This window comes from Streptomyces sp. NBC_00572 (genome assembly GCF_026341815.1).
GTDB lineage: Bacteria > Actinomycetota > Actinomycetes > Streptomycetales > Streptomycetaceae > Streptomyces.
The window spans coordinates 853,414-877,264 of sequence record NZ_JAPENX010000002.1 but is presented as its reverse complement, the minus strand read 5'-3'; the positions used below and the strand labels follow the sequence as shown (position 1 = coordinate 877,264).

Here is a 23,851-nt window from a genome sequence, read left to right as displayed (position 1 = left end):
TCGCGTGCTCAGACGCCCTCGGGGAAGTGGCAGGCGACCTCACGCGCCTCGCCCGGCACGAGGGTCCGCAGCGGCGGTGCCTCGGTCCGGCAGATCTCCCGCGCCTTCGGGCAGCGCGGGTGGAAGGTGCAGCCCGGCGGGGGAGCGGCGGGACTCGGAGGGTCGCCGAGCAGGGTGATCCGCTCCCGGCTCCGCTCGGCGGCCGGGTCCGGCAGGGGCACGGCGGACAGCAGCGCCCTTGTATAGGGGTGGGCCGGGGCGGCGTACACCCGCTCCTTGGCGCCGATCTCCACGATCCGGCCCAGGTACATCACGGCCACCCGGTCGCAGACCCGCTTCACGACGGAGAGGTCGTGGGCGATGAAGAGATAGGCGAGCCCGAGTTCGCGCTGGAGCCGTTCCATCAGATTGACGATCTGCGCCTGTACGGAGACGTCGAGGGCGGAGACCGGTTCGTCGGCCACCACGAGCCGGGGGTCGGTGGCCAGGGCGCGGGCGATGCCGATGCGCTGTGCCTGTCCGCCGGAGAACTCGTGGGGGTAGCGGTCGATGTGCTCCGGGATGAGGCCGACCAGTTCCATCAGCTCCACCGCCCGCTTGCGGGCTTCGGCCGCCGTGCCGCCCTGCACGAGGAGCGGGTCGGCGATGATCCGGGCCACGGTCTGCCGGGGGTTGAGGGAGGAGTGGGGGTCCTGGAAGACCATCTGGAGGTCGCGGCGCAGCGGCTTGAGCGCCCGCTGTGACAGATGGCTGATGTCCCTTCCCTCGTACGAGACGGAGCCGGCGGTGGGTTCCAGGAGCCGCACGATCGTGCGGCCCGTGGTCGACTTGCCGCAGCCGGACTCGCCGACGAGGCCCAGGGTCTCGCCCGCCGCCACGTCGAAGCCGATGCCGTCGACGGCCCGGATCGGGGCCGAGCCCCTGCGGCGGCCGGGGAACGTGATCGTGAGGTCCCGGACGCGGAGGAGGGGTGGTGAGGGGGTCGTGGTCATGGGGCGACGCCTTCGTACGCGGGGAAGTGGCAGGCGGCCGGGTGTCCGTCCGGGCCGCCGAGGGAGGGGCGTTCGGTCGCGCAGCGGGCCCGCTCCTCCTCGGAGCCGACGGCGGCGCGGGGGCATCGGGGTGCGAACGCGCAGCCCGGCGCGGGTTCGAGCAGCGACGGCGGGCTGCCCGGGATGGCCCGCAGCGGGGCGTCGTCGGGGTCGTCGAGGCGGGGCAGCGAGTCGAGCAGGCCACGGGTGTACGGATGGGTGGGGGAGGCGAACAGGGCGTCCACGGGCGCGTGTTCGGCGGCCCGGCCGCCGTACATGACGAGCACGTCGTGGGCGACCCGGGCGACCACCCCGAGGTCGTGCGTGATCATGACGACGGAGAGGCCCCGCTCCTGCTGGAGGCGGGCGATCAGCTCCAGGATCTGGGCCTGGACGGTGACGTCGAGCGCGGTGGTGGGCTCGTCGGCGATGAGGAGGTCGGGTTCGCAGACGAGGGCCATCGCGATCATCACCCGCTGGCGCATGCCGCCGGAGAACTGGTGGGGGTACTCGCCGGCCCGGCGCCGCGGTTCGGGGATGCCGACCTCGGCGAGTGCCTCGACGGCCCGCTCACGGGCGGTGGCCCGGCGCGAACCGAAGTGGACCCGGTGGTGCTCGGCGACCTGCTCGCCCACGGTGTAGTACGGGTGGAGGCTGGACAGCGGGTCCTGGAAGATCATCGCCATCCGCCGCCCGCGGAGCCCGTTCAGCTCGCGGTCGGACAGACCGATCAGCTCCTGCCCGTCCAGGGTGACGGAGCCGGTGACCTCGGCGCCCGTGTGCAGGCCCATGACGGCGAGGGAGGTGACCGACTTGCCGGAGCCGGACTCACCCACGATGCCGAGGGTCCGGCCGGGCAGCACGTCGAAGGCGAGGGAGTCGACGGCCCGGACGGGGCCGCGCTTCGTCGGGAAGGTGACCGTGAGATCCCGTACCGACAGGAGGGGGGCGGAGTCGCCCATCAGTACCTCACTCGCGGGTCGACGACGGCGTACAACAGGTCGACGGCCAGGTTGGCGACGACGATGAAGGTGGCGGCGAGCAGCGTCACCCCGAGGATGACCGGCTGGTCCCCGGTCGACAGGGCGCCGTAGAAGAGCCGTCCTATGCCGGGCAGTCCGAAGATGGACTCGGTGATGACGGCGCCGGCGAGCAGCCCGCCGAGGTCCATCCCGAAGATCGTCAGGATCGGTGTCATCCCGGCGCGCAGACCGTGCTTGACGACCACGGTGCGGCGCGGCAGCCCCTTGGCGCGGGCGGTGCGGATGTACGGCTCCGCCATGGACTCGATCATCGAGTTCCGGCTCTGCCGCGCGTACATGGCGGCGTAGAGCAGGGCGAGCGCCAGCCAGGGGAGCAGCAGGTTGGAGGCCCAGGAGAGGGGGTCGTCGGCGAAGGGCACGTACTGCGGGTAGGGGAGCAGGCCCGTGACCCGGATCAGCCCGTAGATCAGCATCACCGAGGTGAAGTAGACGGGGAGCGAGGCGGCGGCGACCGCGCCGACCATCAGGACGCGGTCGGTGAGCGTGTCCTTGCGGAGTGCGGCGGTGACGCCCGCGGAGAGGCCGAGGAGCAGCCAGATCGCGGCGGCGCCGACGGCCAGGGAGGCGGAGACCGGCAGCCGGTCGACGAGGAGGTCCCACACGCCCTGGCTGTTCTCGTAGGAGTAGCCGAGGCACGGGAAGTCGCAGTGCAGCGCGTACTGGCCGGTGCCCAGGGTGCGGCCGGTGAAGATGCCGGTGACGAAGTCGGCGAACTGCCGCCACAGCGGGGCGTCCAGGCCCATGTTGGCGCGGATGGCCTCCAGGCGTTCGGTGCTGCACGACTTGCCGCAGGCCGCGGCGGCGGGGTCGGAGGGCAGGACGTAGAAGACGGCGAAGGTGACGGCGGCGATGGCGATCAGCACGCCGAGCACGCCGAGGAGACGCCGGCCGAGGTAGAGGATCACGCGCCGCCTCCTCGCGGGTCGAGGACGTCGCGCAGTGCGTCGCCGAGCAGGGTGAAGGCGAGCACGGTGAGGAAGAGACAGAGGCTCGGGACGGCGAAGTACATGGGGTCCGTCTCGTAGTAGGCGACGCTCTCGGCGATCATCTGCCCCCAGGAGGGCGTGGGCGGGCGGACTCCGACGCCGAGGTAGCTGAGGGCGGCCTCGGTGGCGATCATGCCGGGGACGATCAGCGTCGTGTACGCGATGACGGGCCCGGCGACCCCCGGGAGGATGTCGCGGACGAGGATGCGCAAGGGGCCGGAGCCGCCGACGCGGGCGGCGTCGACGTACTCGCGGTGCTTGAGCGAGAGGGTCTGGCCGCGGACGATCCGGGCGATGCCGGGCCAGCCGAAGAGGCCGATGACCGCGGTCATGAGGACGATCCGGTTGACGTCTCTGGCCACCGACATCATCGCGATCATGAAGATGAGGGAGGGGAAGGACATCGTGAGGTCCATCAGCCGGGAGAGCGCGGTGTCGGTGCGGCCGCCGAAGTAGCCGGCGGCGATGCCGGCCGCCGTCCCCGCGACGACGACGATCGCCGTCGCGGAGAAGGCGATGAGCAGCGAGACCTGGGCGCCGTGCACGACCCGGGCGAACAGGTCGCGGCCCGTTATGGGTTCGACGCCGAGCCAGTGCTCCGCCGAGACGCCGCCGAGCGGCCCGATGGGCAGTCCGCCCAGATACGGGTCGACGGCGCTCTTGTCGAACTCGTCAGGGCCCCACCCGCCGAGCGCGCCGATCAGCGGGGCGGCCGCGGCGAGGAGTGCGAAGAAGGCGACCACGCCGAGGGAGAGACGGGCGGCGGGGCGGCGGCGCAGTTCGGCACGGACCAGCTGCCAGGGGCCGTGGGGCGTGCGGGCGGGGGGCGGTGGGGCCGAGGACACGGGGGATGGCCGGGTGGTCGTCACGGGGGACGGTGGAGTGGTGGTCACGGTCGCCTCAGTTCGCGCTCTTCGAGGGGTCCTTGAGACCGACCGTGGCGTAGTCGAGCTGGCCGCCGAAGGAGGTGTGACCGAAGGCGCCGGCGATGTTGGTGCCGATGAGGAGGGGCTTGCGCTCGACGACGACGGGCGCTGTCGGTGCCTTGGCGAGGATCTTTCCGTCGAGTTCCCGCCAGGCCTTGGCGGCCTGGGTGGCGTCGGCCATCGCCGCGATCTCGTCCATGCGCTTCATCGTGGCGTCGTCACGGAAGAGCGAGTGGTTGCCGGAGTTGCCCTTCTCCTTGATGAAGCGGCCGTCGAAGACGAACGGCAGGAACGTCGAGCCGGAGGGGAAGTCGGGACACCAGCCGGTGTAGACGAGGTCGGTGCGGTCCTTGGTGTCGCCGATCGTGTCGTAGAAGGCGGAGGGGTCGACGGTCTCGATGGTGACCGTGATCCCGGCCCGGCCGAGGGACTGCTGGATCGCCTCGCCGACGGCCTTGTCGCCGTTGGAGACGGTGATGCGGGTGGTGAAGCCGTCCGCCTTGCCCGCCTCCTTGAGCAGCTCCTTCGCCTTGGGCACGTCGCCGGTGAGCGGGATGCCGAGGGTGTCGGGCTGCTTGCCGCCGAAGAGGAGGCCGGGCATGAGCGCGGTGGCCGGGTCGTTGAGGGCGGGTCCGCCGGAGGCGGTGAGGACGGCCTCGCGGTCCAGGGCGTACTGCACGGCCCGGCGGACCTTGACGTCGTCGAAGGGCGCGCGCCCGGTGTGCATCTGCACCATCTCGGTACAGCTGGTCGACTCGGCGAGGAGGCGGGCCTTGATGTCCGGCTTGGTGAGCACCTTGGGGGTGGACTCCGGACGGAGCTTGTCCCAGGGGACGGCGGAGGCGTCGGGGCCGGTGGCGGCGATGAGCCGGTCGTCGATCTGGTTGGCCTTGAGGCCCATGGTGACGACGATCTTGTCCGGGTACGCCTTGCGCACCTGGTCGCTCTTCGGGTCCCAGTGGGTGTTGCGGACGAGGACCAGCTGCTTGTCGCGGGCGTAGGAGTCGATCTTGTACGGGCCCGAGGAGAAGGGCCGGTTGTCGTACCGCGGGCCCTTGTCCTGGACCGGGGGCACGGGCGCGAAGGTGGGCAGCGTGGCCGCGAAGGGGAACTCGGCGAAGGGCGTGCGGAGTTCGAAGACGATCGTGCGGTCGTCGGGGGTCTTCACGGAGGCGAGGTGCTTGCCGCCCGCCGGGCCCTGGTAGCCCTCGGCGCCGGCGAGGTAGCGGGCCGCGTAGTCGGGGCCGCCGGGCAGGTCGGGGGAGAAGGACCGTTCGACGTTGTGCTTGATGTCCTGGGAGGTGATCGGCGTGCCGTCCTCGTACTTCAGTCCCGGCTTGAGCTTGAAGGTCCAGGTTCGGGCGCCGTTGGAGGACACGCCGAGGCTCTCCGCGAGGTCGGGGACCAGTTCGCCGCCCTTGGCGCCGGATTCCGCCTTGTACGTGACGAGGGTGCGGTAGAGCAGGCGGGTGCCGAAGTCCATGTCGCCCATCACCCAGTTGCGGGCCGGGTCGAGATGGGTGAAGTCCTGGTTGGACAGGACGGTGAGGGTGCCGCCCTTCTGCGGGGTGCCGCCGAGGACCGCCCCGGCGTTGGCGGCCGCGGGGTTCTTGCCGTTCCGGGCGCCCCCGGACGTGCCTCCGCCGGAGCAGCCGGTCACGGCGAGGGTCAGGGTCGTCACCAGGGCCGTGGCCAGGGTGCGCGTGCGCTTGTTCATGCGGGGTCACTCCGGGGAGCAGTCGGACAGCGCCTGAGGCAGCTGGAATGTGACCGGTAACATAGTAATGTGAAATTGTACTGACAAGGTGTCGGGTGAGCCGTTACCCATCCGTGTCCGGAGGGCGGTTGGGGGTGACAGGGTGTGCGGCGGGGGGCCTTGGCAGAGCGAGTGCAATGTGAAATATTACTGCCGTGCCCACGAGAGAAACCTCGGACGTCATCGTCATCGGCGCCGGCGTCGTCGGTGCCGCCTGCGCCCACTACGCGGCCCTCGCCGGCCTCTCCGTCACCGTCGTCGACCGAGGTTACGTCGGGGGCGGCACGACCGGAGCGGGTGAGGGCAACCTCCTGGTCTCCGACAAGGAGCCCGGCCCCGAACTCGAACTCGCCCTCCTCTCCACCGCGCTGTGGACCGAACTCGCCGACAGGCTCCCGCCTGCCGTCGAGTACGAGGCCAAGGGCGGCCTGGTCGTCGCCTCCGGCGAGACGGGACTGCGCGCCCTGCGGGAGTTCGCGGCCCGCCAGGAGAAAGCGGGTGTCGTCGCGGACGAGGTGCCCGGTGACCGGCTCCACGACCTGGAGCCCCACCTCGCACCGGGCCTCACCGGCGGCGTCCACTACCCCCAGGACGCCCAGGTGATGCCCGCCCATGCCGCCGCGCAGCTCCTCCGAGCCGTCGGCGACCGGGTCCGCCTCGCGCTGGGTGAGGAGGTCACCGGCCTCCTCACCGGCGCGGGCGGAGCGGTCCGCGGAGTGCGGACCGCCACCCGCGAACTCCACGCCCCGTACGTCGTGAACGCCGCGGGCACTTGGGGCGGCGCCCTCGCCGACCTCGCCGGGGTCCACCTGCCCGTCCTGCCCCGCCGAGGCTTCGTCCTCGTCACCGAACCCCTGCCGCGCGTCGTCCGCCACAAGGTGTACGCCGCCGACTACGTGGCCGACGTGGCCAGCGGCTCCGCCGCGCTCCAGACCTCCGCCGTCGTCGAGGGCACCCCTGCCGGACCCGTCCTCATCGGCGCCAGCCGCGAGCGCGTCGGCTTCGACCGGACGCTCTCCACCGAGGTCCTGCGCCGCCTCGCCGCCGGGGCCACCGCACTGTTCCCCGTCCTCGGCACCGTACGGGCGATCCGGACCTACCCCGGCTTCCGCCCCTACCTGCCCGACCATCTGCCCGCCATCGGGCCCGACCCGCGGGTCCCCGGACTGCTGCACGCCTGCGGACACGAAGGCGCCGGAATCGGGCTCGCACCGGTGACGGGACAGATCGTCGCGGCGTGCATCACCGGCGTCGAACCTCCCCTCGACCTCCACCCGTTCCGCCCCGAGCGCTTCGACGCCACCGCATCCTGAGGCGCGCACCCACCGTCACGAGAGGAGGGCCCGTGGCCCGCACCCCCATCGGCCTCGTCGGGGCACAGCCCGACCCGCCGTTCGAGATCACCTTCGACGGCCGGCCCGTCCCCGCCCTGCCCGGCCAGACCCTCGCCGCCGCCCTGTGGGGCGCGGGCATCCTGGCCTGGCGCACCACTCGGGACGGCCGCCGCCCACGCGGCGCGTTCTGCGGCATCGGCCAGTGCTACGACTGCCTCGCCACCGTCAACGGAGAGCCCAACCGCCGCGCCTGTCTGGTCCCGGCCCGCCCCGGCGACGCGATCACCACCCAGGAAGGGCACGGCCATGACCGCCTCGGCGTCTGAACCCGACGACGTGGCCGGGCTTCCCTCGGCATCCGGACCCGACGACGTGGCCGGGCCTCCTTCGGTGTCCGAACCGAAGGACTCGGCCGGGACCGTCGCCGAATCCGTGCCCGATGCGGCCCGACGCTCGGACGTGTCGTACGACCTCGTGGTTGTCGGCGCGGGCTCCGCCGGGCTCGCCGGAGCCGTCACCGCCTCCGAATTCGGCCTCTCCGTCGCCCTGTTGGACTCCTCGACCCAGCCCGGCGGGCAGTTCTACCGGCACCCGGCGCCCACCCTGGGCGCGGTACGGCCCGAGGCCCTCCACCACGACTGGTCGGCCTTCGCCGACCTGCGCCGACGCCTGGACGCGAGCGGCGTCGACCATCTGACCGGACATCACGTGTGGTCCGTCGCGAAGGAGACCGACGGGACATGGACGGCGCACGCGCTCACCGGCGCGGACGGAAGCGCGGACGCGCCCGTCCGGATCCGGGCGCGCGCCCTGCTGCTCGCCACCGGCGCCTATGAGCGCCAACTGCCCTTTCCCGGCTGGACCCTGCCCGGCGTCGTGGGCGCCGGGGGAGCACAGGCCATGCTCAAGTCCGGGCTCGTACTTCCCGGCCGGCGCATCGTCGTGGCCGGCAGCGGCCCGCTGCTGCTCGCCGTCGCCTCGTCGCTCGCCTCGGCCGGCGCGCGGGTGCCGGCGGTGGTCGAGGCGGCGGGATACCTGCGGTACGGGCGCACTCCCCGCGCGCTCGTCACCAACCCGCGCAAAGCGGTCGAGGCCCTCGTCCACGCAGCCGCGCTGGCCCGTCACCGGGTGCCCGTACGACTCCGCAGCGCGGTGACCGAGGTGCACGGCACCGACCGGGTGGTGGCCGTCACGGTGAGCCGCCTGGACCGCGACTGGCGGCCCGTACGGGGGACGGGCCGCCGGATCGCCTGCGACGCCCTCGCGGTCGGACACGGCCTCGTGCCCCAGATCGAGCTGGCCGTGGCGGTCGGCTGCACCACCCGCGCGCTGCCCGACGGCACCCTGGGCCTCGCCCTGGACGCACTCCAGGAGAGCTCGGTCCCCGGCCTGTGGGCCGCGGGCGAAACCGGGGGCGTCGGCGGTGCCGAACTCGCCCGCACCGAAGGGGAGTTGGCGGGCCGGGCGATCTCCGCGCGGCTCCTCGGCGGCCGTACCGGAGCCGGCGCGACCGCCGGACTCCGGCGGCGCCGGGACCGCATGCGCGCCTTCGCCGACGTCATGTCCGCCGCGCACGCCCCCGGCCCAGGCTGGACCGGGTGGCTGACCGACGACACGGACGTGTGCCGCTGCGAGGAGGTCCCGGCGGGCCGGGTCCGCGAGGCGGTCGCCGAGTGCGGCGCGCGAGACTCCCGGACCGTCAAACTCCTCACCCGGGCCGGCATGGGGTGGTGCCAGGGCCGGATGTGCGGCACCGCCGTGTCGTGCCTCGCCGCCGACGGAGCCACCCCTGAACCACCGTCCGAGCGCCGCCCGTTCGCCGTTCCCGTCCCGCTGTCGGCGCTGGCCGCGCTCGACGGACCACCGGACCCGGCCCCCGCGTCCGACGGTCCGACAGACCCAGTCCCCTCCTAAGACGTCACACACCACCGAAAGGTCGTCGAGATGAACACCTCCACCTGGACCACCGACCGCCCCTGGCGCGGCATCATGGTCGCCACCACCCTGCCGTTCAAGGAAGACCTCTCCGTCGACTACGACGCCTACGCCGAGCACGTGGCCTGGCTGATCGCCAACGGCTGCGACGGCGTCGTCCCGAACGGCTCCCTCGGCGAGTACCAGACCCTCACCGCCGACGAGCGCGCCCGGGTCGTCCGTACCGCCGTCGAGGCCGCGGGCGACGGCGCGCGGGTCATGCCGGGCGTCGCCGCCTACGGCAGCGCCGAGTCCCGCCGCTGGGCCGAGCAGGCCGCCGAGGCCGGCTGCGGCTCCGTCCTGCTCCTGCCGCCCAACGCGTACCGCGCCGACGAGCGTTCCGTGATCGCCCACTACGCGGAGGTGGCCGGGGTCGGCATCCCGGTCGTCGCGTACAACAACCCCATCGACACCAAGGTCGACCTCGTCCCGAGCCTGCTGGCGAAGCTGCACGCCGACGGCAGCATCGTCGCCGTCAAGGAGTTCAGCGGCGACGTCCGCAGGGCCTATGAGATCGCCGAACTCGCTCCGGAACTCGACCTGCTCATCGGTGCCGACGACGTCCTCCTGGAGCTGGCCCTGGCCGGTGCGGTCGGCTGGATCGCCGGCTACCCCAACGCCCTCCCCGCGAGCTGCGCCGAGCTGTACCGCGCCGCCGTGGCGGGCGACCTGGCCACCGCCCGGCCGCTCTACTCCTCCCTGCACTCCCTGCTGCGCTGGGACTCCAAGGTCGAGTTCGTCCAGTGCATCAAGCTCTCCATGGACATCGCCGGCCGCCGCGGCGGCCCCACCCGCCCCCCGCGCCTCCCCCTCACCGGTGCGACCGAGACCGCCGTGCGTACCGCCACCGAGAAGGCCGTCGCCGACGGCCACCGCTGACCGGACCCACCGACCGGACCGAAAGGAACTCCGTGCGTACGCGTCATGTCTTCCACGCAGTCGACTCCCACACCGAGGGGATGCCCACCCGGGTCATCACCGGAGGTGTGGGCGTGATCCCCGGGGCCACCATGGCCGAGCGCAGGCTCCACTTCATCGAGCACCTCGACCACCTCAGGACGCTCCTCATGTTCGAGCCGCGCGGGCACGCGGCGATGAGCGGCGCCATCCTCCAGCCGCCCACCCGCCCCGACGCCGACTACGGAGTCCTCTACATCGAGGTGTCCGGCCTCCTGCCCATGTGCGGCCACGGCACCATCGGCGTCGCCACCGTCCTCGTCGAGACCGGCATGGTGCCCGTCGTCGAACCGGTCACCACCGTCCGCCTGGACACCCCGGCGGGCCTTGTCTCCGTCGACGTACAGGTGGAGGACGGCGCGGCGAAGTCCGCCACCTTCACCAACGTGCCCGCCTTCTGCGTGGGCCTGGACCGCGCGGTGGACGTCCCCGGCTTCGGCAAGGTCACCTACGACCTCGCCTTCGGCGGCAACTTCTACGCCTTCGTCTCCCTCGACGACCTCGGGCTGCCGTTCGACCGCGACCGCAAGGACGACCTTCTCGCCGCCGGACTCGCGATCATGGACGCGATCAACGCCTCCCCGGACCGCCCCGTGCACCCCAGCCAGCCCGAGATCGCCGGACTCAAGCACGTCTACCTCACGGCGCCCGGCTCCGACGCCGCGCACTCGCGGCACGCGATGGCCATCCACCCCGGCTGGTTCGACCGCTCCCCGTGCGGCACCGGGACCAGCGCCCGCATGGCCCAACTCCACGCACGGGGCGAACTCCCCCTCGACCGCGACTTCGTCAACGAGTCCTTCATCGGCACCCGGTTCACCGGCCGGCTCACCGCCGGGGCGGAGGTCGGCGGCCTGCCCGCCGTCATCCCCACCGTCACCGGCCGCGCCTGGATCACCGGCACCGCCCAGTACTTCCTCGACCCGGACGACCCCTTCCCCGGAGGCTTCCTCCTGTGATCACCGACCTGTCCACCCTCGTCTCCCGCAACCCGGCCGACCCGGCCGACGTGCTCGTGAGCCTCCCGGCCCCCGGCGCCTTCGCCGCCGCCGACGCCGTCGAGCGGGCCCGCGCCGCCCAGCCCGGCTGGCTGCGCGCCGGGGCGGCCGCCCGCTCGGCCGCGCTCGGCGTCGTCGCCGCCGGCCTGGAGGCCGCGGCCGACGAACTCGCCGCCCTCGCCGTACGCGAGGTCGGCAAGCCCCTCACCGAGGCCAGGGCCGAGATCGCGCGCACCGTCGCGATCTGGCGCTACTACGCCCAGGCGCCCTTCGAGCCCACCGGCACCGTCCACGAGACCGCGGCAGGACCGGGGCTGCTCCTCAACCGGCGCCGCCCCCACGGCGTGGCCGGGCTCGTCACCCCCTGGAACTTCCCCTTCGCCATCCCCAGCTGGAAGGCCGCCCCGGCACTCGCGGTCGGCAACACGGTGGTCCTCAAACCGGCCCCCGAAGCCACCGCGTGCGCCCAGCGGCTCGCCGAGATCGTCCGACAGGCCCTGCCGGACCAGGTGTTCGCCGTCCTGCCGGGCGGCCCCACCGAGGGCAACGCCCTCGTCTCGGCCGCCGACGTCGTCTCCTTCACCGGCTCCACCCCGGTGGGCCGGGCCGTCGTCCGCGCGGCGACGGCGCGGGGCATCCCCGCGCAGGCCGAGATGGGCGGCCTGAACGCGGCGATCGTCCTGCCCGACGCGGACATCGGGCGGGCAGCGGCCCACATCGCCGCCGCCGTCGCCGGGTTCGCGGGCCAGAAGTGCACCGCCACCAGCCGGATCATCGCCGTCGGCGCCGCACTCGACCCGCTGCGCGAGGCCCTCTCCGAGGCCTTCCGGGCCGTCCGGGTCGGCGACCCCGCCGATCCCGAGACGGTGTGCGGACCGCTCGTCCACGAGAGCGCGCGCGAGCGGGTGGTCGAGGCCTGGCAGGGGCTCCCCGCCCTCGCCGGCGCCACCGTACCGGCGACACCCGGCTGGTACGCGGCCCCGACCCTGGTCGAGAAGGTCCCGCCAGGGCACCGACTGCTCAACGAGGAGGTCTTCGGACCCATCGCCGCCCTGCTCCCCGCCGACGACCTCGCCCACGCGGTACGGATCACCAACTCCGTGCCGTACGGCCTCGTCACCTCGGTCCACACGGCCGACCTCGACGCCGCCCTGTACGGCCTCGACCTCGTCGACACCGGCATGATCCGGATCAACGCCCCGTCCACCGGCGTCGACTTCCACCTGCCGTTCGGCGGGGCCAAGCAGTCCGGTCACGGCCCGCGCGAGCAGGGCAGGGCGGCCCTGGAGTTCTACACGTCCTCCCGGACGTACACCCTGGCACCCGCGGGCGCGGCGACATGACATCGTACGGTGGTGACCGAGAACGAACCGAAGGGATCACCACCGCCATGGGGCACCTGACCCACCGCGACCTGAACGCTTCCCGCGAGCGGCTGCGCGACCAGGTCGCCCATGCCCTGCGCGCCGCCCTGATCTCCGGCGAGCTGCGGCCCGGCGTGGTGTACTCGGCCCCCACTCTGGCCGAGGACTTCGGGATCTCCGCCACCCCCGTACGCGAGGCGATGCTCGACCTGGCTCGTGAAGGGCTGGTCGAGCCCGTCCGCAACAAGGGGTTCCGGGTCACCGAGGTCGACGAACGCGACCTCGACCAGTACACCGAGATCCGCGCGCTCATCGAGATCCCGACGGTCGGCCGCGTCACCCGGGCCGCCACTCGCGAGGACTTGGAGGCGCTGCGGCCGGTGGCCGTGGAGATCGTGCGCGCCGCCCGCGAGCACGACCTCATCGGCTACCTGGAGGCCGACCGGCTCTTCCACCTCACCCTGCTCGGCCTCGCGGGCAACGAACGCCTCGTCGAGACCGTCGGCGATCTGCGCAAGCGGTCGCGCCTGTACGGGCTCACCGCCCTGGACGAGAGCGGCGACCTCATCCCGTCGGCCGAGGAGCATCTGGAACTCCTCGACCTGATGCTCGCCGGGGACGCCGAGGGCGCGGAGGCGTGCATGACCCGACACCTGGGCCACGTCCGCTCCCTCTGGGCCAAGAGTGAGGGACCGGCCGAAGGCTAGGGCCTGCCTGACCATTCCCGTCGGGGCGCCGCTACCGCACCGGTGTGCTGCCCCGTACGACCGGCTCCGCCGGGAGCAGCAGCCCGCTGGTGGGAGCGGCGGCGGGGTCCTCGACGGCGGTGATCAGCCGGGTGACGAGGGTGTGGGCGATGCTCGACAGGGGCAGGCGCACGCTGGTCAGGGCGGGCTGGATCAGGGTGCAGTGCGGCATGTCGTTGAAGCCGGCGACGGCGACGTCGGCACCGACGGTGAGGCCGGCCGCGCGGACGGCGTGGTAGGCGGCGAGCGCGAGCCAGTCGTTCGCGCACACCAGGGCGGTCGGCCGGTCCGGGCCGACGAGGAAGCGCTGCAGGGCCTGGGAGAGCGCGGCCGGGTCGTCGTCGGGGACGCCGACCTCGAAGGCACCGTCGGGTACCGCGGCCGCGGCCTGCTGGAGGCCGGCCCGCCGGTCGGCGAGCCAGGGCAGCGAGGCCGCGGAATTCACGTAACAGATCCTGCGGTGACCCTGTTCGAGGAGCAGGCCCACCAAGGAGGCGGTGGCTGCGGCCGAGTCGATGTCCACCCAGTTCTGCGGGCGGCCGGGGGCCGTGCGGCCGAAGGCGGCGAACGGGAAACCGGCCTCGGCGAGCACGTCGACGCGGGGGTCGTCGTGCACCACGTCGGAGAGGACGAATCCGTCGACCTGGCGGGCCGCGATCAGCCCGTTGAAGGACTTGGCGACCGCCGTGGCCCCCTGCTGGGGGTCGCAGCGGAACAGCAGGATGCGGTGGCCGACGGCGTCGGCGGCGCTCACCAGCGCCTGGAGGAAGCCGCCCATCAGGGGGTTGGGGTCGGCGGGGTTGTCGACGGGGGCGGGATAGCCGATGACCTTGCGGGTGCCGCTGCGCAGGCTGCGGGCGGACTGATCGGGTTGGTAGCCGAGTTCGTCGATGGCGGCGGTGACCCGGGCGAGGGTGGTGGCGCGCAGCCGGTGGGGGGCGTTGAGAGCGTTCGAGACGGTCTGGCGGGAGACTCCCGCCACGCGTGCGACGTCCTCGATGGTCACCTGTCGAGCGGTCATCGTTCCTCTGGGGGCGGTGGTCGGAGGGGCTGGGGACGGCGGACGGCCGTCCCCGGCCCCTTCGTCGTTCAGTGCTCTCGGGTCAGGGTGAGCAGGCCGCCGGTCGGCACGGTCACCGGGTTCACTCCGGGGACGAGGTCGAGTACGGACTCGGACAGGATCTCACCGCGGCAGTCCTGGACGAGGACGAGGGCCCGTTCCTGCCGGGTGGCCACCAGGAGCACCTCGGGGTCGCGGTCGGCGTTGGCGACGAGCAGGGTCCGCGGGCCGTCCGTGCCGTCCCTGTCCGGGAGGGCGACGGGCAGCGGCGCGTAGCGGGCGACCACCGTGGTGCCGCGATCGTGGGCGCCGACCAGGGGGTAGCCGAGGTCCGGACGGGCCGGTTCCAGGTCGCCGAGCTGGAGGACGTCGGCGTGGCGGCGGAAGACCCCGAGCCAGAAGCGCAGGGCGGCGAGCTGTCCGGGGGTCTGCGTGCCGAGGCCGACGGAGATCTGCGGCACCGAGAACAGCGCGTTGATCAGGTGGACGGCCACGGACTCGGGCGTCTCGGCCGAGTTCCACATGATCATGTCGGCGTGGACGGCGAGGGGTCCCGCGGTGAGCCGGCAGTCGACGATGCGCTGGCGGTTCTCGGCGGGGCTGAGCGGGCAGTCGGTGGCGCGGACCATGGTGGCGTACGGCCAGAGGCCAGGGCTCACGTACGGCTGGCGGTGTTCGACGATCACGTCCGGCCGGGTGCGGCGCAGGCGGGCGTCGAGCTCGGCGAGGAGCTGGAGCAGGCCTTCGTGGACGGTGGAGCGGTCGGCTCCGGCGGGCGCGGGCGGGGGGTCGGCGACGGCGAACCGGTCGATGAAGTCGAGCTTCACCCCGTCCATGTCCCACTCCTCGACGGCGCGGGAGACCTTGTCGATCAGATAGCCGCGGACCTCGGGGTGGCGGGGGTCGAGGACGGCCGCCTCCAGATGGGGCTCCTCGCGCAGGATCTTGTCCTTGAAGCGGTCCCAGGCGTCGTTGTGCCGGCCGATGAACGGCAGGGCGTACCAGAGGAGGTAGGCGAGGCCGAGCCGATGGACCTCGGTGACGTGGGCCTTGAGGTCGGGGAAGGCCGTCGGGTTGGGATCCCAGTCGCCGCAGTGGCCGTAGCCGCGGGTGCGGTCGGCGGTCTGCCAGCCGTCGTCGACGATGATGCTCTCGCAGCCGAGCTCGGCTGCGAGGGCGGCCTGCTGTTCGACGGCGGCGGTGTCGACGTTCTGGTGGAGGCTGTACCAGGTGGAGTAGGCGGGCATCCGGGCGGCGGGGGCGACGCCGGGGTGGTCCACGCCCTCGGCCCACCAGGCGGTGACGGCCCGCAGGGTGCTGGCGAAGTGGCGGCCGCTGAGGTCGATCCGGAGCCGCATCGGCGGCCCGTCCGGGGTGAGGTCCTGCTCGACGGTGAAGGCGAACTCCCCGCTCTCCTCCACGACACCGGCGCCGACGCGTACGGGCGCGGCGGTCTCTCCGGCGGCGGCCGTGCACAGGGCGCGGTCGTGGGCGCCGACCAGGCTGGCGACGGGGGCGCCGAGGGAGAGTGAGACCGTCCGGGGGGTGATCCAGGACGGCGGCAGCCAGCGGGAGGCGTCGGTGTTCGGGGTCCAGTAGGCGGTGGCCCCGACGCAGGGGACGCGCCATTCGGCGCGGAGGGTGACGGCCGCCGCCGCCGAGACCTCGATCAGGGCCACGCCGTCCTCGACCGGGGTGACGGTGGCCTCCCACCGGTCGCCGCCGAGCCCGGTGAGGTGGAGGGCGAGTGGGTCTCCGGTGGAGTGGAACAGGCCCGTGGCGAGCCGGCGGTGGACGACCGTGCCGGGACTGTCCCCGGAGGGCGCGCCCGGCCGCCAGGCCGGGACGGGCTGCTGGTCGTCGGCGTCCTGATGAGAAGCGTCCTGATGAGGAACGTGCTGAGAAGCGGTGCTCTGAGGAGGGGTGTTCTGTGGTGCGGTGGTCACGGTGGTCACTCCTTGGTGGCCCCGGCGAGGAGGCCGGAGATGAACTGGCGTTGCAGGACGAGGAAGAGGGCCATCACGGGGATGGCGGCGATGGCGCCGGCGAGCAGGACCTGCGCGTAATTGGTGGTCGACAGCCCCTGGAGGGTGGCGGTGGCCACGGGCAGCGTGTACATCTCGGGGCTGCGCAGCGCGATCAGCGGCCAGACGAACTGGTTCCAGCCGCCGAGGAAGACGAACAGCGCGAGCGCCGCGATGATCGGCCGGTTGACCGGGATGACGATCCGCCACAGCACGCGCAGTTCGCCCGCGCCGTCGACGCGGGCCGCGTCCAGGAGTTCGTCGGGCATCGAGCGCAGTGCCTGCCGCATCAGGAAGATGCCGAACGGGGTCACCAGGCCGGGCAGGACGACGGACTCGTACGAGTCGATAAGACCCAGGTCCATCATCATCTGGAAGATCGGGATCAGCATCACCGCGTCGGGGATGACCAGGGTGCTGAGCAGCAGGACGAAGAACAGATTGCGCCCGCGGAACTCGAACTTGGCGAAGGCGTAACCCGCGAGGACCGAGACGACGACCGCGCCGACGGTCTGGAGGCCCGCCACCACAAGGGTGTTGACGAGGACGCGCGTGAGGCCGATGGACTCCTGGAGGCCGTGGAGGTTCTCCATGAGGTGGCCGCCGGGCAGCAGCTTCGGCGGCCAGGAGAACACGTCCTTGTCGTCCTGGGTGGCGGCCATGGCCAGCCACCAGAACGGTCCGACGCAGAGCCCGAAGGCACCCGCGAGCAGCACGGTGAGCAGGGGGCCGCGGAACTTCATCGGCGCTCTCCCATCAGACGGACCTGGAGGATGCCGAGTACGGACACGATCAGCGCGAGCGCGTAGGCGAGGGCCGAGGCGTAGCCGAAGTCGAAGTACTTGAAGCCGTTGTTGTAGAGGTACATGGTGACCGTGAGGGTGGAGTTGTCGGGGCCGCCGCCGGTGAGGACGTACGGCTCGTCGAAGAGCTGCAGGGTGCCGATGGTCGAGAGCACCACCGTGAGCAGGAGGATCGGCCGCAGCTGGGGCAGGGTGATGGCGAAGAAGCGGCGGACGGGTCCCGCGCCGTCGACCATCGCGGCCTCGTACAGCTCCTTGGGGATGCCCTGGAGTCCGGCGAGGTACATCACGGCGTTGTAGCCGGTGTAGTGCCAGGTGATGACGAGGACGACGCCGACGCGGGCCCAGAAGGGGCTGCCGAGCCAGTTCACCCGGTCGATGCCGAACAGGGAGAGGACCCAGTTCAGCAGTCCCGCGTCGTGGTTCAGGATCACGGAGAACATCACGCCGGCGGCGACCAGGCCGGTCAGCGAGGGGACGAAGACCCCGAGTCGCCACAGTGGGCGCAGCCAGACCTTGGTGGAGTTGAGCCCGAGGGCGACGAGCAGCGCGAGGCCGAGCATCAGGGGCACCTGGACGACCAGGATCAGCGCGGTGTTCTTCAACGCGGTCCAGAACAGCGGATCGTCCAGGAGCCGCCGGTAGTTGGCGAGTCCGGCGAACTGTCGGGCGTCGCCGTTGCCGGTCGTGAGGCTGATCCAGAACGAGGCCGCGATGGGGTACGCCTTGAAGACCGCGAAGCCCAGGACGGCGGGCATGATCAGCAGGTACGGGACGGAGGCGCGGGTCAGCAGCCGCCGTCGGCCGGGGCGGGCGCCTCCGCGGCGGCGGTGGCCGCCGCGGCCGGCGGGCGTGCCGGTAGCGGCGGCGGCCCCGGCAGGGGCTCCGGCGGGGGCGCTCTCGGACGGGGCGAGGGACATGGTCAGGCCGCCTGCTGCCGACCGGTCTGCTGGGCGAGCTGCTCGGCCGCGACCTTCAGCGCCCGGGCCGGGTCGGCACCCTTGATCAGCACCTGGCTCTGGGCGTCGGCGGCGAGCTTCAGGGCGCGGCTGTAGTCACCGGTGAAGTTGGTGGCGGCCGAACCGGAGTCGAGCGAGGCGACGAAGGACCGCAGCACCTGCTGGCCTCCGTAGAAGGAGTGGGGCGCGCTGAACTTCGGGTCCGCGTATGCCTTCTTGAGGGCGGGGAAGACGCCGCCGGAGGCGAACATCCGGTTGATCTCGGCCGGCTTGGTCAGCGCGTACTCGATGAAGCGCCAGGCGGCCTTGCGGCGCTTGCTGGTGGCGGAGACGGTCAGATAGGTGGAGTTGACGATGGCGCTGCGCCCGCCCCCGGGGACGGCGGCGGGCGGCTGCATGACGCGCCACTTGCCGCTCTGGGCGGGGAACTTGGTGGCCAGGTACTCGATGGCCCAGGCGGGGTACGGGGCGGTCGCGAGCTTCCCCTGACCGACGAGCCGCTTCCAGGTCCCCTGGCCGGCGGTGTCGGCGAGCAGGCCGCCGTCGTTGAGCCGCTTGATGACGGTGAGGGCCCGCACGGCCTCCGGGGAGGCGAGCGTGACCCTGCCCTCGGCGTCGAAGTAGAAGGCCCCCTGGAGCTGCATCAGGTTCTGGAAGAAGTCCATGTCCTGGGTGGTGCCGGGCTTGTCGAGCCCCAGCAGCTGGGCGCCGGTGGCCGCACGGATCTTGGGCCCCGCAGCTATCAGGTCGTCCCAGCTGGAGAGCGAGGCGGGGTCGACACCGGCCTTCTCGAAGTAGTCGTGCCGGTAGAACAGCCCGAGGGGGTTGACCTCCCATGGGAGGGCGTGGACGGCTCTGTCCTTGCCCACGACGGTCGGCCACAGACCCTCGACGAAGGCGTCCTCGTGCCGGTCGGCCCCGAGTCTCGACAGGTCGGCGAGGCCCTGGGGGAACTTCTCCAGGTAGCCGGGCAGGTAGTCGACGCCGATGTGCAGGACGTCGGCGATGCCCTTGCCGCCCGAGGCGAGACCGACGGTGATCTTGTCCCAGATGGCGGGGTTGCCCACGTCCTGGACGTCGACCGTGATGCCGGGGTTGTCGCGTTCGAAGGAGGGGACCACACCGCGCAGCGCCTCGGCCGCGGTGGTCCAGCTCCAGACGGTGATCTTCCCGCTGTCGCCGTCGGCACCGGCGGCGCCGCCGCCCGATCCGCCACCGCCGCAGGCGGCCAGACCGAGCCCGGCGGCGGAGGCGGTGGCGAGGTGAAGCATCTGTCGGCGGGTCAGCTGGTGGGACATGTCGGCTCCTGGATGTCGGTACGGGGGTGGGCGCTGCTTTCGGTGCTGGTGCTGGTGCTGGTGCTGGTGCTGGTGCTGGTGCTGGCGGTGGTGCCGGGGGTGCTGTGGGTGTCGGTGTGGGTGCGCGTCGTGCGGTGGGTGGGGGTCTGCAGTGCCTCCGCGAACAGGTCCGCCGCGGCGGACGGGGTGGAGGCGTGAGGGGAGAGCCGGATCCACTCGTCCCGGCGAGTGACGATGACCCCGGATGCTTCGAGTGCGCGGTGGACGGTGGCGGGGTCATGACCGGGCAGGCGGAAGGTGCCGATTCCGGCGCGCTCCCGGTGACCGAGCCCGTCCGACAGGACTTCGGCGCCCGCCCGTCGCGCCCGGTCGAGCAGCTCCGCGAGGGTGGCCCGGATCCGGGTACCGACGACGGCCGGGCCGCCCTGGTCGAGCAGGTCGTCCACGGCCGCGCCGATGGCCGCGGCGGCCGGGAAGTCCGGGTTGGTGGCGAGGTGGGCGGCGGCCCCGGGCAGGGACGGCGCCGGATGCCGTACGGCGAAGGGCTCCGTCACACCGGCCCAGCCCCCGAGCCCGGGAGCGAGACGCTCGCCGCACTGGTCGCGGATCAGCAGCAGCGCTGCTCCCCAGCCGGCCCGGAGCCACTTCTGGCCGCCGCTGACGAGGACGTCGGCGGCATCGGCTTCGAGGGGGACGGCGCCGAGCCCCTGGATGGCGTCGACGATCAGGAGCCGGTCGGGCCCGAGGACCTCCTTGAGGGCGGCGAGCGGGGCCACATGCCCGGTGAGCGAGTCGACGGCGCTGACGGTGAGGGCGGTGACGTCGGGAGTGAGATGACGGCGCAGGAGGTCGGCGGTGATGTGGCGCTGCCCGTCCGGGTCGAGGAGGCGGACGTCCGGGCCGCCGCGGCCGGCGAAACGGAGCCAGGGATAGACGTTGGCGGGGAACTCGCCGCGGGGCACAAGCACGGTGCCGGGGCCGCGGAGTGCCGCGGCCACGGTGAACAGGCCGTTGCTGGTGGACGGGGCGAGGGCGATCTCGTGGGGCCGGGCGTCGAGCAGCCGCGCCGCGGAGGTCCGGGCGGCGTCACTCAGGGCGAACAGCCGGTCGAGGTCGGCGGGGTCCGCGCGGCCGGCCAGCGCGGTCGCGGCGGCGAGCGCGGCGGCGGCCCGGTGGGAGAGCGGTCCGATCCTGGCGTGGTCGAGGTAGCCCGGCATCGGACCGCGATCGAGGGCTGGACCGGGAGCGGGGCCGGGAGCCGCGTGTGTGGCGGCATCGGATGAGCATGGGATTGGAGCGTTCAAATTCAGTCCCTCAAAGTGGCCAACTGTAAGACGATCCCGGGATTTGAAGGTTCACATTAGAGAGGCGGAGCCGCCCCGGCAAGAGTTCTGCCGAGGTGGACTGCCGCGGCCGTGCCTACGGGGTCTACCGGCAGCCGGGGTCTACCGTCGGTCGGGGTCTACCGGTGGCCGGGGGCCTGCCGGTTGCCGCCGGTGCCGGGCCGGGCCGGGGCGCCGCGATCGACGCGAGGAAGTCGTCGAGCATCGCGGTCTGCGCCTCTTCGCGGAACCGGGTCGGGTCGAAGAGGGCCTGGACGACGAGGCCGTGCGTGAAGGCGACGGCGGTGGCGGCGAGTTGTTCCAGGTCGACGTCTGCCGGGAGCTCACCGAGGTCGCGGGCGGCCTCCAGGTGGGGGAGGAGGGTCGAGCGCAGCCGGGTGTAGCGGCCGGCCTGCTCCGCGGCGAGGTCGTCGTCGGCGAGGGAGAGGTCCCAGGAGCTGACCCAGATGCGGTTGCGTGCGGTGTCGCCCGGAGTCAGCGGCAGGATGTCCAGCAGCATGACGCGCACGGTGGCGAGGCCCGCGGCGGGGCGAGCCCGGCGGGGCCGTTCCGCGGTGCGCTTCTCCAGCAGGTCCAGGGCGTGCGTGATCAGGGCCCGTTTGGTCGGGAAGTAGTGCATGAGCATCCCGGTCGAGACACCCATCGCGGTCGCGACGGCGCGCAGGGTCAGCCCGCCGAACCCCTTGCCGGCGAGCACCTGCCACACCGTCTCGGATACGTCCTCGCGGCGGGCATCGCGGTCTCCAGGTGCGGGCGGCATGCTGCTAGCTTACGTACCGAACGCTTGTTACGCACCGAGGGAGCGATGCTCACATGTTCACTCTGCCCATCGGCGATGGTGCCCGGCTCCGCCCCCTGGAGCCCTGGCAGGCGCCGGAGTTCCTCGCCCACATCGACCGCGCGCGGGACAGCGTCGACCCATGGATCCCCTGGGCGACCTTCAGCACCGACCTGCCCTCCGCCACGGCCACCCTCCAGCGCTACGCCGACCGGCAGGCCACGGACAACGGCGGGATCTTCGGCATCTGGCTGGACGGCACGCTGGTCGGCGGCGTCATGTTCACCCGCTTCGACAGCACCTCCGGGGTGGCTGAGATCGGCTGCTGGCTCGAGGAGGCGGGGGAGGGGCGCGGCCTGGTGAACCGGGCCTGCCGGACCCTGATCGACTGGGCCTTCACCGAGCGGGGCATGAGCCGGGTCGAATGGTGGGTCGCGGCGCACAACGCCCGCAGCATCGGGGCCGCGCGCCGGCTCGGCATGACGCGCGACGGTGTGCTGCGCCGGCATTCTCCGTACCGAGGGGTGCGGCACGACATCGAGGTCTGGTCGGTCCTCTCCGAGGAGTGGCCGTCTGCCGGGGAGGGGTCCGCGTCGGGCGTCCAGGCCGAACTCGACCGGCTGATGGGCGTGTTCGTCGATGCCTTCACCAACACCGGCGGCAGGCGGCCCGACCTCGGGGTCATCCGCGACGTCTTCATTCCGCAGGGGAGGATCATCGCGAACGTCGGAGACGAACCGGTGATCTACGACCTCGACGCGTTCATCGAACCCCGCCAGAGGATGCTCACCGACGGGACGCTGACGGAGTTCTCCGAACGGGAGGTCTCCGCGCGCACCGAGATCTTCGGATCGATCGCCCACCGGTTCAGTGAGTACAGCAAGTCCGGCTACCACAACGGCGAGTGGTTCGAGGGTTCCGGCCACAAGACCACCCAGTACCTCCTGACCCCGGCGGGATGGCGGATGTCCTCGTTGGCCTGGGACGACGTGCCCGCCGCCGGCACCGGGTGACCGCACGGATCCGATCCCGGCGAGATCGAGGTCGAGGTCCAGATCGAGGACGTCGTCGAGGGCCGTACTCCGCGCCGGATGCGGCCCTCGACGTGGTCGCCTACGAGGTCCAGCCGCCGTACGGCACGGTGATCAGTTCCATGAGGTGACCCACCGGGTCGAGGAAGTACACGCCGCGGCCGCCGTCATGGTGGTTGATCGTGCCGTGCTGCTTCCGGTGCGGGTCGGCGTAGTGCTCGATGCCGTCTCGCCTGATCCGCACGTACGCCGCCTCGAACTCCTCCTCGGAGACCAGGAAGGCGTAGTGCTGGGGGGTGATCCTGTCCGGGGGAATGGTGGCGAAGTCCAGCGTGACGTGGTTGCTCAGACCGACCGCGACGAACGGACCCCACTCGGCGGTGATCTCAAGGCCCAGCAGGTTCGCGAAGAACTCCGCGGATTCCCGGTTGTCCCGGGCGTGGACGATCGTGTGGTTCAACTCGACTGACAAGGAATGCCTCCGAGGGCATCTCCCGACACCTCCATGCCGCACCCGGTCGGTGACCGGCACGCGATGTCGCCGTAGAGATCCTAGTCGGTGCTGTCCAGCTAACTGTTGCCCGTGTGGCTGTTTCCCGTGGGGCGATCGCTCTGTTTCCCAGTCTATGGCGCAGGCGGGACGGAGGTCGACGGCGGCCGGCCCTCCGGCAGGGCGGCCCCGGGAGGGCTTCGCGCGGCGGGCGACAGCCGTCACACCCCTGCCGTGCCCGCGGCGCGATCCGTTCGCGCCAGTTGTGCCGCCGTGTGCTCCAGCAGCATCTCCAGAACCGCCGGATAGGCGCTGTACGGCATGCTCCGGGCGAGAAGGCCGGCCGTCGCGGCGATGTGGGGATGCGACGCGGCGGGCAGCCGCGCGTACGTCGACTGCCACATCGCCTCGTCCTCCGCGCGGGCCTCGTCCGTCAGGGCCAGCGAGCCCGCGTCCAGGGCGGCGAAGGCGAGACTCTGGTCGATGAACGCGTGATACGTGCGGACCGCCGCCGGATCGGACAGCCCGGCGCCCCGCAGGATGCCGAGGACCGCCTCGTCCACCGCGATCTCGCGGGGCCGGCCGCTCACCCGGCTGGCGGTGAGCACGGCCGCCTGCGGGTGGGCGAGATACGAGGCGTGGACGGCCAGGCCGAGGGCCCTCAGATCCACCCGCCAGTCCCCGGTCGCCTCCCAGCCGTCGAGCGCCCGCCCCATCAACTCGTCGCCGATGGCGCGGGTCAGATCGTCCATCCCGGCGAAGTACCGGTAGAGGGTGCTCGGGTCCGTGCCCAGCGCCGTACCCAGACGGCGGGCCGTCAATCCGGTGATGCCGTGCTCCCGCAGCACCCGCAGAGCGGCCTGTACGAAGAGCTCCTCGGACAGGACGGTGCCGCCTTGGGTGGGGCGTCGCCGACGGCGCGCCGCCTCCGGAACCACCTGCTTGGCCAC

At 72.4% G+C, this 23,851-nt stretch carries 22 protein-coding genes; 8 read left to right on the top strand and 14 right to left on the bottom strand.

Annotated features, from left to right (window positions below; genetic code table 11):
- Positions 1-8: 8 nt before the first annotated feature.
- From OG514_RS36115 to OG514_RS36095, 5 genes are read right to left on the bottom strand one after another with little or no spacing between them, the layout of a single operon-like run.
- The gene (locus OG514_RS36115) at positions 9-992 is read right to left on the bottom strand and encodes an ABC transporter ATP-binding protein (RefSeq protein ID WP_266902065.1); all 984 of its coding nucleotides are present in this window, start codon (positions 990-992) and stop codon (positions 9-11) included.
- Entirely contained in the window at positions 989-1,993 is a 1,005-nt protein-coding gene (locus tag OG514_RS36110) for an ABC transporter ATP-binding protein (protein ID WP_266902063.1), read from the bottom strand. Before OG514_RS36110 ends, OG514_RS36115 begins: the two co-directional genes overlap by 4 nt.
- Positions 1,993-2,979 (bottom strand): ABC transporter permease, encoded by a 987-nt coding sequence (locus OG514_RS36105; RefSeq protein ID WP_266902061.1) that lies wholly within the window; start codon positions 2,977-2,979, stop codon positions 1,993-1,995. The genes OG514_RS36110 and OG514_RS36105 overlap by 1 nt, the downstream gene beginning before the upstream one ends.
- Positions 2,976-3,905, bottom strand: coding sequence for an ABC transporter permease (locus OG514_RS36100; protein WP_266902319.1), 930 nt, complete (start codon positions 3,903-3,905; stop codon positions 2,976-2,978). Before OG514_RS36100 ends, OG514_RS36105 begins: the two co-directional genes overlap by 4 nt.
- A gap of 55 nt (positions 3,906-3,960) precedes the next feature.
- The gene (locus OG514_RS36095; RefSeq protein WP_266902059.1) at positions 3,961-5,703 is read right to left on the bottom strand and encodes an ABC transporter substrate-binding protein; all 1,743 of its coding nucleotides are present in this window, start codon (positions 5,701-5,703) and stop codon (positions 3,961-3,963) included.
- A gap of 194 nt (positions 5,704-5,897) precedes the next feature.
- On the opposite strand from OG514_RS36095, the gene OG514_RS36090 reads away from it, so the two are divergent.
- The 7 genes from OG514_RS36090 to OG514_RS36060 all read left to right on the top strand — a co-directional run bounded on the left by OG514_RS36090 (position 5,898) and on the right by OG514_RS36060 (position 13,076).
- On the top strand, positions 5,898-7,055 hold the full coding sequence (locus OG514_RS36090; protein WP_266902057.1) for an FAD-binding oxidoreductase: 1,158 nt from the start codon (positions 5,898-5,900) through the stop codon (positions 7,053-7,055).
- Positions 7,056-7,087: 32 nt separating this feature from the next.
- Positions 7,088-7,402: a (2Fe-2S)-binding protein gene (locus OG514_RS36085; protein ID WP_266902055.1), complete on the top strand. Its 315-nt coding sequence runs from the start codon at positions 7,088-7,090 to the stop codon at positions 7,400-7,402.
- Between the two features lie 106 nt (positions 7,403-7,508).
- Positions 7,509-8,990, top strand: coding sequence for an NAD(P)/FAD-dependent oxidoreductase (locus tag OG514_RS36080; protein WP_266902317.1), 1,482 nt, complete (start codon positions 7,509-7,511; stop codon positions 8,988-8,990).
- Between the two features lie 30 nt (positions 8,991-9,020).
- Positions 9,021-9,929, top strand: coding sequence for a dihydrodipicolinate synthase family protein (locus tag OG514_RS36075; protein WP_266902053.1), 909 nt, complete (start codon positions 9,021-9,023; stop codon positions 9,927-9,929).
- A 32-nt stretch (positions 9,930-9,961) separates the two neighbouring features.
- Positions 9,962-10,966 carry a proline racemase family protein gene (locus tag OG514_RS36070; protein ID WP_266902051.1) on the top strand — a complete coding sequence of 335 codons (1,005 nt, stop codon included), beginning with the start codon at positions 9,962-9,964 and terminating at the stop codon, positions 10,964-10,966.
- Positions 10,963-12,348, top strand: coding sequence for an aldehyde dehydrogenase (locus OG514_RS36065; protein ID WP_266902049.1), 1,386 nt, complete (start codon positions 10,963-10,965; stop codon positions 12,346-12,348). The genes OG514_RS36070 and OG514_RS36065 overlap by 4 nt, the downstream gene beginning before the upstream one ends.
- Positions 12,349-12,395: 47 nt before the next feature.
- Positions 12,396-13,076, top strand: coding sequence for a GntR family transcriptional regulator (locus OG514_RS36060; RefSeq protein ID WP_266902048.1), 681 nt, complete (start codon positions 12,396-12,398; stop codon positions 13,074-13,076).
- A 31-nt stretch (positions 13,077-13,107) separates the two neighbouring features.
- Here OG514_RS36060 and OG514_RS36055 read toward each other — a convergent pair whose 3' ends face one another.
- The 7 genes from OG514_RS36055 to OG514_RS36025 all read right to left on the bottom strand — a co-directional run bounded on the left by OG514_RS36055 (position 13,108) and on the right by OG514_RS36025 (position 21,362).
- Entirely contained in the window at positions 13,108-14,136 is a 1,029-nt protein-coding gene (locus OG514_RS36055; protein WP_266902046.1) for a LacI family DNA-binding transcriptional regulator, read from the bottom strand.
- Between the two features lie 68 nt (positions 14,137-14,204).
- Positions 14,205-16,121 (bottom strand): glycoside hydrolase family 36 protein, encoded by a 1,917-nt coding sequence (locus OG514_RS36050; protein WP_266902044.1) that lies wholly within the window; start codon positions 16,119-16,121, stop codon positions 14,205-14,207.
- A gap of 5 nt (positions 16,122-16,126) precedes the next feature.
- Entirely contained in the window at positions 16,127-16,942 is an 816-nt protein-coding gene (locus OG514_RS36045) for a carbohydrate ABC transporter permease (protein WP_266902042.1), read from the bottom strand.
- Positions 16,939-17,922 (bottom strand): carbohydrate ABC transporter permease, encoded by a 984-nt coding sequence (locus tag OG514_RS36040; protein WP_266902040.1) that lies wholly within the window; start codon positions 17,920-17,922, stop codon positions 16,939-16,941. The genes OG514_RS36045 and OG514_RS36040 overlap by 4 nt, the downstream gene beginning before the upstream one ends.
- Before the next feature lie 2 nt (positions 17,923-17,924).
- Complete coding sequence (locus OG514_RS36035) at positions 17,925-19,259, bottom strand: extracellular solute-binding protein (protein ID WP_266902038.1); 1,335 nt, start codon at positions 19,257-19,259, stop codon at positions 17,925-17,927.
- Positions 19,244-20,476, bottom strand: coding sequence for an aminotransferase class V-fold PLP-dependent enzyme (locus OG514_RS36030; protein WP_266902036.1), 1,233 nt, complete (start codon positions 20,474-20,476; stop codon positions 19,244-19,246). The genes OG514_RS36035 and OG514_RS36030 overlap by 16 nt, the downstream gene beginning before the upstream one ends.
- A 211-nt stretch (positions 20,477-20,687) precedes the next feature.
- Entirely contained in the window at positions 20,688-21,362 is a 675-nt protein-coding gene (locus tag OG514_RS36025) for a TetR/AcrR family transcriptional regulator (RefSeq protein ID WP_266902034.1), read from the bottom strand.
- 53 nt (positions 21,363-21,415) lie between these two features.
- Here OG514_RS36025 and OG514_RS36020 point away from each other — a divergent pair, with 53 nt between their 5' ends.
- Complete coding sequence (locus tag OG514_RS36020) at positions 21,416-22,393, top strand: GNAT family N-acetyltransferase (protein ID WP_266902032.1); 978 nt, start codon at positions 21,416-21,418, stop codon at positions 22,391-22,393.
- 100 nt (positions 22,394-22,493) lie between these two features.
- On the opposite strand, the gene OG514_RS36015 is transcribed toward OG514_RS36020, so the two are convergent.
- Positions 22,494-22,883, bottom strand: coding sequence for a VOC family protein (locus OG514_RS36015; protein ID WP_266902030.1), 390 nt, complete (start codon positions 22,881-22,883; stop codon positions 22,494-22,496).
- 239 nt (positions 22,884-23,122) lie between these two features.
- Positions 23,123-23,851: a TetR/AcrR family transcriptional regulator gene (locus OG514_RS36010; RefSeq protein ID WP_266902028.1), complete on the bottom strand. Its 729-nt coding sequence runs from the start codon at positions 23,849-23,851 to the stop codon at positions 23,123-23,125.

Excerpts from the sequence above, each read along its gene's own strand:
- OG514_RS36115 (WP_266902065.1), bottom strand. The coding sequence starts at position 992 with ATGACCACGACCCCCTCACCACCCCTCCTCCGCGTCCGGGACCTCACG.
- OG514_RS36110 (WP_266902063.1), bottom strand. The coding sequence starts at position 1,993 with ATGGGCGACTCCGCCCCCCTCCTGTCGGTACGGGATCTCACGGTCACC.
- OG514_RS36095 (WP_266902059.1), bottom strand. The coding sequence starts at position 5,703 with ATGAACAAGCGCACGCGCACCCTGGCCACGGCCCTGGTGACGACCCTG.
- OG514_RS36075 (WP_266902053.1), top strand. The coding sequence starts at position 9,021 with ATGAACACCTCCACCTGGACCACCGACCGCCCCTGGCGCGGCATCATG.
- OG514_RS36060 (WP_266902048.1), top strand. The coding sequence starts at position 12,396 with ATGGGGCACCTGACCCACCGCGACCTGAACGCTTCCCGCGAGCGGCTG.
- OG514_RS36055 (WP_266902046.1), bottom strand. The coding sequence starts at position 14,136 with ATGACCGCTCGACAGGTGACCATCGAGGACGTCGCACGCGTGGCGGGA.
- OG514_RS36045 (WP_266902042.1), bottom strand. The coding sequence starts at position 16,942 with ATGAAGTTCCGCGGCCCCCTGCTCACCGTGCTGCTCGCGGGTGCCTTC.
- OG514_RS36040 (WP_266902040.1), bottom strand. The coding sequence starts at position 17,922 with ATGTCCCTCGCCCCGTCCGAGAGCGCCCCCGCCGGAGCCCCTGCCGGG.
- OG514_RS36035 (WP_266902038.1), bottom strand. The coding sequence starts at position 19,259 with ATGTCCCACCAGCTGACCCGCCGACAGATGCTTCACCTCGCCACCGCC.
- OG514_RS36030 (WP_266902036.1), bottom strand. The coding sequence starts at position 20,476 with ATGCCGGGCTACCTCGACCACGCCAGGATCGGACCGCTCTCCCACCGG.
- OG514_RS36025 (WP_266902034.1), bottom strand. The coding sequence starts at position 21,362 with ATGCCGCCCGCACCTGGAGACCGCGATGCCCGCCGCGAGGACGTATCC.
- OG514_RS36020 (WP_266902032.1), top strand. The coding sequence starts at position 21,416 with ATGTTCACTCTGCCCATCGGCGATGGTGCCCGGCTCCGCCCCCTGGAG.